Source organism: Gammaproteobacteria bacterium (assembly GCA_022340215.1).
Taxonomy (GTDB): domain Bacteria; phylum Pseudomonadota; class Gammaproteobacteria; order JAJDOJ01; family JAJDOJ01; genus JAJDOJ01.
The window spans coordinates 1-6,260 of sequence record JAJDOJ010000134.1; the positions used below are offsets into that span (position 1 = coordinate 1).

Annotated in this window: 5 protein-coding genes and 1 pseudogene; 3 read left to right on the top strand and 3 right to left on the bottom strand. The window is 60.1% G+C overall.

The features are described 5' to 3' along the window. Window positions 1–875: 875 nt before the first annotated feature. Window positions 876–1,343 carry a CYTH domain-containing protein gene (locus tag LJE91_09610; protein MCG6868959.1) on the top strand — a complete coding sequence of 156 codons (468 nt, stop codon included), beginning with the start codon at window positions 876–878 and terminating at the stop codon, window positions 1,341–1,343. Window positions 1,344–2,210: 867 nt separating this feature from the next. On the opposite strand, the gene LJE91_09615 is transcribed toward LJE91_09610, so the two are convergent. After that, window positions 2,211–2,744, bottom strand: a complete 534-nt coding sequence (locus LJE91_09615; GenBank protein MCG6868960.1) for a hypothetical protein — start codon at window positions 2,742–2,744, stop codon at window positions 2,211–2,213. Between the two features lie 22 nt (window positions 2,745–2,766). Here LJE91_09615 and LJE91_09620 point away from each other — a divergent pair, with 22 nt between their 5' ends. Then, window positions 2,767–3,798, top strand: coding sequence for a hypothetical protein (locus LJE91_09620; protein ID MCG6868961.1), 1,032 nt, complete (start codon window positions 2,767–2,769; stop codon window positions 3,796–3,798). 162 nt (window positions 3,799–3,960) lie between these two features. Next, window positions 3,961–4,293 carry a 4a-hydroxytetrahydrobiopterin dehydratase gene (locus tag LJE91_09625; GenBank protein MCG6868962.1) on the top strand — a complete coding sequence of 111 codons (333 nt, stop codon included), beginning with the start codon at window positions 3,961–3,963 and terminating at the stop codon, window positions 4,291–4,293. Window positions 4,294–4,335: 42 nt separating this feature from the next. On the opposite strand, the gene LJE91_09630 is transcribed toward LJE91_09625, so the two are convergent. Beyond that, on the bottom strand, window positions 4,336–5,235 hold the full coding sequence (locus tag LJE91_09630; GenBank protein ID MCG6868963.1) for a CHAD domain-containing protein: 900 nt from the start codon (window positions 5,233–5,235) through the stop codon (window positions 4,336–4,338). 385 nt (window positions 5,236–5,620) lie between these two features. Further along, window positions 5,621–6,060, bottom strand: a pseudogene (gene nuoI, locus LJE91_09635) (NADH-quinone oxidoreductase subunit NuoI). Between the last annotated feature and the right edge of the window lie 200 nt (window positions 6,061–6,260).

Below are 6,260 nucleotides of genomic sequence, written 5' to 3' on the forward strand. Positions count from 1 at the left end.
TACCCGGGTTCGCCGATTACCGAAGCACTCGATGAGGCGGCGTGAATCCGGTCGTCATGAGGAGTGAGTCGTGTCCTTTCGATTTCTGCCAGAACCCGTTAATTTGCTGTGTCGGAGCGTCGTTTTAAAAGAGCCGCACCCCTTCCCTTTGGGTGGCCTTCCGCGGTACCGTTATTTTAATGGATTACTAACGGAAAGTCCGACAGACTCCTAGCGGACATGAATCTGCTTGACGGCACGTTGCTCGTCTTGCTCGCCGAGTTGGGATAGAGGGACATAACGTGACGGCAACGACACGCGCGTCAGGAGCGCGCGTGTGGGCTCCCGCACTTCCCAGATGGATCGCGTCTCGCACCGAAATTGCATCGGCCACGCCGCTCGCGGCAGAAATCTAACCTGCCCAGGTCCCATCGAACAGGATCATATCCACCACCCAATTGGCCAATTCGCCCAAGTCAATCCCTTTACGGCCACCGGCTAACGTCGTTTGTGAACCGGACTCCCCAAGCGGGGGTCGAGTCAAGGTTGAAGCGAAAGCGCTGGCATTGGTATTGCGTGGCGAAGGACAATGCATGCCAGGTTGTCGAGGGCGAGATCTCGCCGAACGCGTGGTGCAATCTCTGGTCGCCCGGAAAGGGGTGTTGAGTGAATCGGAAGGGATGCCTGGAGACCGGGCGATCCGGCGGAAGGGGTAGCGGCAGGATTCTGCGATACTCGCAATGAACGGTATATGCCAAGCCCGACCTGCCAGTCCGGAACGTCATGAGTAAGGATAAACAGCCCTTGGGCGATGCACGAGGGCTGTTTGTGCCCCTTCCTGGCGTGTTTATCGCCTCATTTTCGCAGGATCTCGATAGGTCCGTGGACATTCAGATATGCCTAAAGAAATCGAACATAAGTTTCTCGTACGTGACGACTCCTGGCGCAGCGAAGCCACGCGCAGCGTTGATTACCGTCAGGGCTATCTCGCGAACAATGATCGCTGCTCTGTCAGGGTGCGGGAGTCGGGCTCGAAGGGGCGCCTTACCATCAAGAGCGCTCAGCCCGGCGTGCAGCGCCAGGAGTTCGAGTACGAGATACCCCTCTCGGAGGCGCGCGCATTGCTCGATGGCATGTGCGAGAGACCGCTGATCGAGAAGGTGAGGCACTTTGTCAAGCATGCCGGCAAGACCTGGGAGGTGGACGAGTTCTGCGGTGACAATGACGGCCTGGTCGTTGCAGAGGTGGAACTCTCTGCGGTGGGCGAAACGTTCGAACGACCGGACTGGGTGTCGGAGGAGGTGTCTGACGACCCGCGCTATTACAACGTCAATCTCGTGAAGACACCCTACAATACCTGGTAGTTGTGATAACGCGTCGACGGCTGTCGGGTCCACAGGTTGATGACCACGACCTTGTGAGGCCAGGGATGCGGCGCTTGATGGAGGACCACTCCGCCACGGAGGGGACCGAGGTGGTCGCGGAAGCGGTTTCCGGCGAGGAGGCCGTGGATCAGGTGCGGCGGCATTTGACTGGGATACGTGCGCCATGCCGGGCGTCGATGCGCCCACTCACATGACATGAGTCGATGGTTGTCTGGTGGCGCATGACGAAGTCCGCAATGGATGAATATCCTGGAGTAAGCGTGCCGCAAGCTCATGGTTTCGATCCTGCCACAGGAACGTGGCGACCGGGCGTATTTACGCGCTCCTTCAGTGCGAACCGTCTGACTGACTTACAACGTATGGTTCAGCGAGTACCGGTGGCGAGAGCGCGCGGATGCCCTGCTGCATCAGGTATACGAATGCCGCCCGAATGTCATGGGATTTCAAGAAGTCCCCTTTGCAACCGGATCGCATCCTGGACGAGGATTGGGTGCGCCGCGGTTATCAGGTCTTCGACGCATCGGTAACAGGGCCCGAAAGTCACGAATAGATAATCAGCGATTAATCGAAGACGGAAGGAACCGAAAATCAGGGGACCCGCAGTGCAAGGGACAGGGATCGAGCCGAGCGTTGTCGAATGCTTCCCCGATGTACCTGCCGGTTGTCGAACAGAGCGGCTGTTGGTCCACTGAGATGGAGGCTGGCTGCGCGTCGATTTCCCACCGTTTTTCCGCTGAACCTCCTACCCGCAGAATTACGACATGTCAGGCCAATTCCTCTAATCGACTATGCAGCTGTTCGAGGTGACTTCGCGTGCTTTCAGCCAAACGGGGGAGCAGGCTTCTTTCATGGCCAAGAGCGCATCGTTGATAATCTGCTCGTTGCAAGAATTCCCAGAGTGCGAATGACAGCGCCGGACACTTGCCTCATGGCGCCGACGAAAAATTCATCAGATAGCGCATCGCCTGACAGGTTCATTCTGAGAACCCTGGTGCTACAGGAGGTCGCCACGGATGAGGTCGACGCTGACCAGCCTGCCCTTCCTTGCCGCCCCGATTTCACCGTGATCCTCGCGTAGTTCCGGCGGCACAGACTGGAACCCGAGCTTGTCGTAGATCTCTGGTTCGGTGCGGCCGGCAATGCGCTTTTCCCCTCGAACACGCCGTACTTGTTTACCTTACAGCCCTGGTCCACCGCGATTTTACGCAATGCAATGTTGTGTGCCCTGGAGCCGGTGAAGTCGATCGACGCCGAGCCGTAGCTGACCGCGGGGACCACCCGCAAATCGGCGCTCAGACCGCTCCTCAGGCGCACGGTGGAGCGTGTACTGCCCTTGGAGATGGCCTTTTGCACCTCGTCGTACTCGACGAAATGATCCATCACCGACGAGTCCTTCTTGGCGGTGACCAGAATATCCAGGTCGCCGACAGTCTCTCACGCTCCATGCTGGAGGACGGTTCGCTGGCAGGCCGCATCCAGCGTCAGGGGGCTCACCGGAGTCACCAGCAACCCGGCGCTCTTCCATCGCGCCATCGAGGGCTCCCCCTTGTACGACCAGCAGATCCGCGAGGGGATATACTACGGACTTTCGGTGCCGTCGATCTCCCGCAGCCTGACCGTGACCGACGTTGCCACGGCCTGCGATCTGCTGCGGCCGGTCTATGATCGCAGTGAGTCACAGGACGGTTATGTCAGCCTCGAGGTCTCATCGCACCTGGCGGACGACCCGCTTGGCACGCTGTATCAGGCGCAGGAACTGTGGCGTGCGGTCGACCGTCCCAATCTGCTGATCAAGGTTCCCGGAAACCGGGTGGGCATAGACGTGGTGGAGGAACTGCTGTACCGAGGCATCAATACAAACATTAGTCTGCTGTTCGGGCTGGAGGCCTACCGGGATAGTTTGCATGCCTATCTGCGCGCCCAGGAGCGGCGCCTCAGCCGCGCACGACCACGGGAAAAGGTACCCTTCCCCGGGCTCTCGCTCGACTATCGGATTGGTGAGCAGGTGGCCACTCGAACGGCCTTTGGTGAGGCTTTGCGCCAGCTCGGGAACCACCTGCCGGAACTGGTGGTTCTGGATGGTGACATCAGGAGCTCCACCAAGACCGAACGCTTCGCCCGGGCCTTTCCTGAACGCTTCTACGAGGCTCACATCGCCGAACAGAACATGGCCGGTACCGCCCTGGGACTTGGGGTGAGCGGTAAGGTCCCGGTTGCCGCGACCTTCGCCGCCTTCCTGACACGGGCCTACGATTTCATCCGCATGACCGGCCACTCGCGACCGCCGCCTGCAAAATTCTCTATACGCGCGAGGCGGTCAGCAGCCAGGTCGGCCGTGTTGGCAGGGTGTTTCGCATGGGTGTCACCGGTGAGCTGCACTCCGGACGCACCAAGGAGTTGTTCGAGCGCCATCACCTGTCCGCTGATGACGTGATCCGCGAGGGCTGTGCTATCGCCGTCTGACGGTGTTCTCGTGCTCGTGGTGCAAATGCACCGGAGCAGGGTGATTTGGTCCTCGCCACCGACATCCGTTGATCGATTTGGCGACTGGCGCTGTCCGCATAACCCGACCCAGAAACGACGAGGAGGTCCGATCATGACTGATTTAAGCCACCAGAGCTGCGAGGCCTGCCGCACCGATTCGCCTCGGGTACCGGAAGCCGAATCCAGTACCCTGATGGAGGCACTGCCGGGGTGGTCGATCGAGGAGCACGACGGTGTCATGCAGTTGGAGAAAGCGTTTCGGTTCGACGACTTTGTGCAGGCACTGGTATTCACCAACAAGGTCGGCGAACTGGCCGAGAAGGAGGGCCATCATCCTCGCCTGGTCACTGAATGGGGTCGTGTCGCAGTTACCTGGTGGACCCACAAGATCAAGGGGCTGCACCGCAACGACTTCATCATGGCGGCAAAAACCGACGAGCTGTGACCGTGCAATCCGATGGGCTGGTGTTTAGCGTCGCGTCGTCAATCAACCGCCTTTCCAGCTCCGCCACAGGGCTTCGAGATGGTCTAACTCGCAGGCTGGCGCTGACGCATACAGGCGCATACCCAGAGCGCATGCCTCGGCGCGCAGCTCGTCCTGGCGTCGTGCGGCCAGGCAGGCCACTAGGGGTGAGGCCTCGCCGAAATCATCTTGTTCTTGCTTGAGGGTTGAGCGCAGTATTGCGAGATCGTGGTCGTCGCCGAGCAGATCGGATAGCCGCCTAAGTTCGCCGACGCGAGCCTCCATGAGCGCCGGCCAGCACCGCCGCAGCAGGCGGTTGTGGTACCAGTAATCCTTTACCCGCTTGCGCCATTGGTGGAAACGGTGATCCGTCGGTTTGCCCGCAGCCTTGTGGAGTGCCTTGCGACCATGCCGGTAGCTGCGCTCCAGGTCTGAGGCGATAGCGTTGAACCCCTTCCGTTTCAACGACCAATCCTGCAGCCGTTTAGGAACTTCGTGCAGCTGCACAGAAAGCTCGCGGGCGAGTTCCGGCAGTGCCTGCTGCTCGCCGATGATCCGCTCGCGGCGCGACAGTAAATCAACGCGAAATTGGGCGAGAGGTCCGTCGGCTCTGAGGGACTCGTAGCGTTCGGCGAGCTGATCGAAGGTCTCTATCATGGCCTCGGCGTCTCTTGCTCCGCCTAGCCGATGGGCCGCATCGCGAAACCAGTCGTTCTCCCGACGATAGGTACGGTCGCCGAGCTCGCGGCGCAGCAGACGCAACACGCTGCGGATCTTCTTGAAGTGCTTGCGCGCATTGTGTACCGCGTCGTGGATGTCGGGGTTGCCCCCGCCGAGCTCCGCGGCGGCACGCTCAGCCTGTTCGGCGACGATTCGATGGACGGATTTGGGGACGGACTCTTTGCGTTTGAATCGATAGGGCATAGCGCGCTCTGATGGCTGCAGTTGATCGTGAAACTCCGTCGACTCGAGGTCGACTCGGGCACAAACGGTTTAACCGCGATTCGTTTTCGTCTATCGTGAGTCGATCAAGAACCGCGCCAGTCTCGTTACCCAGGTCGGACAGTGGCCCACGGGAACAGCGGTCCGGCGAGGGCAGCCGAAAGCATCAGAGAGGCAACCCCCCGTCGGGACCTGGATGTGAGCACGACCGTATTTATACCAGAACCGGCAGGGGCGCGGATCTGTCGCTAGTCTATGCCGCGGCCTTGATGTTTTGTCAACCAATGGAGCTCCCGTGATGCAGCCTGAGCAGACGCCTGCTCGATGGACAATCGGTCATTCAGGCGCGGTGGTTTGGTAGTGGTAATCAACGATACCGGGCGTCCCGGGCGCGGTCGTCGGCGATCTCGGTTTCGAATCGCTCGCCCAGCTCCAATACCTGCAGTTTGTGGATAACGCTCCTGTCGCGATTCTCAAACTGAAAGTCGAGAAGCGGGTCAGCACGATGGCGTCGACTGGACGGCCTCTTCACAGAAGCCGCAATAGATGCACATGAACAGGTCGATTTCTTAGCGGGTCGTGCGACGGGTATTGTCGGTTGCTCTCGGTTCTGCCTCGATGGTGACGCAGCAGACCGGGCAGACCGCCTCGCACAGCTTGCAGGCGATGTAGCGTTCCTCAGCCGTTAGGGTAGCGGCGCAGAGCGTGCAGCCCCTTGAAGCACGGCGATTTCGGGATCTTCACGTTTGGGTGCTGCACCGTAAACCTGTTGCTGAACAGCCGCCGCCCGTACCTCGCCGGCGACATACGCCTCAATCCGTTCCGCTTCCAACGGCCGATGGCGAACTCCGACTCGGCAGTGCACACGAGTGAGTGCGGCAAGTTCCGTTCCCATTGAGTAGTGAGCCGCACATCGCCTCATCCGGTCGCGGGATAGCGAGGCGTCGTCGATCGACAGCGAAATGCACCGATTGGCGGGGCAAATGCCCCATCAGAGACGTGTCGCC

What these genes read in the sequence shown, in the direction of transcription:
- LJE91_09615 (MCG6868960.1), bottom strand. Translation starts at nt 2,744, where the DNA reads ATGGATCATTTCGTCGAGTACGACGAGGTGCAAAAGGCCATCTCCAAG.
- LJE91_09630 (MCG6868963.1), bottom strand. Translation starts at nt 5,235, where the DNA reads ATGCCCTATCGATTCAAACGCAAAGAGTCCGTCCCCAAATCCGTCCAT.
- LJE91_09625 (MCG6868962.1), top strand. Translation starts at nt 3,961, where the DNA reads ATGACTGATTTAAGCCACCAGAGCTGCGAGGCCTGCCGCACCGATTCG.
- LJE91_09610 (MCG6868959.1), top strand. Translation starts at nt 876, where the DNA reads ATGCCTAAAGAAATCGAACATAAGTTTCTCGTACGTGACGACTCCTGG.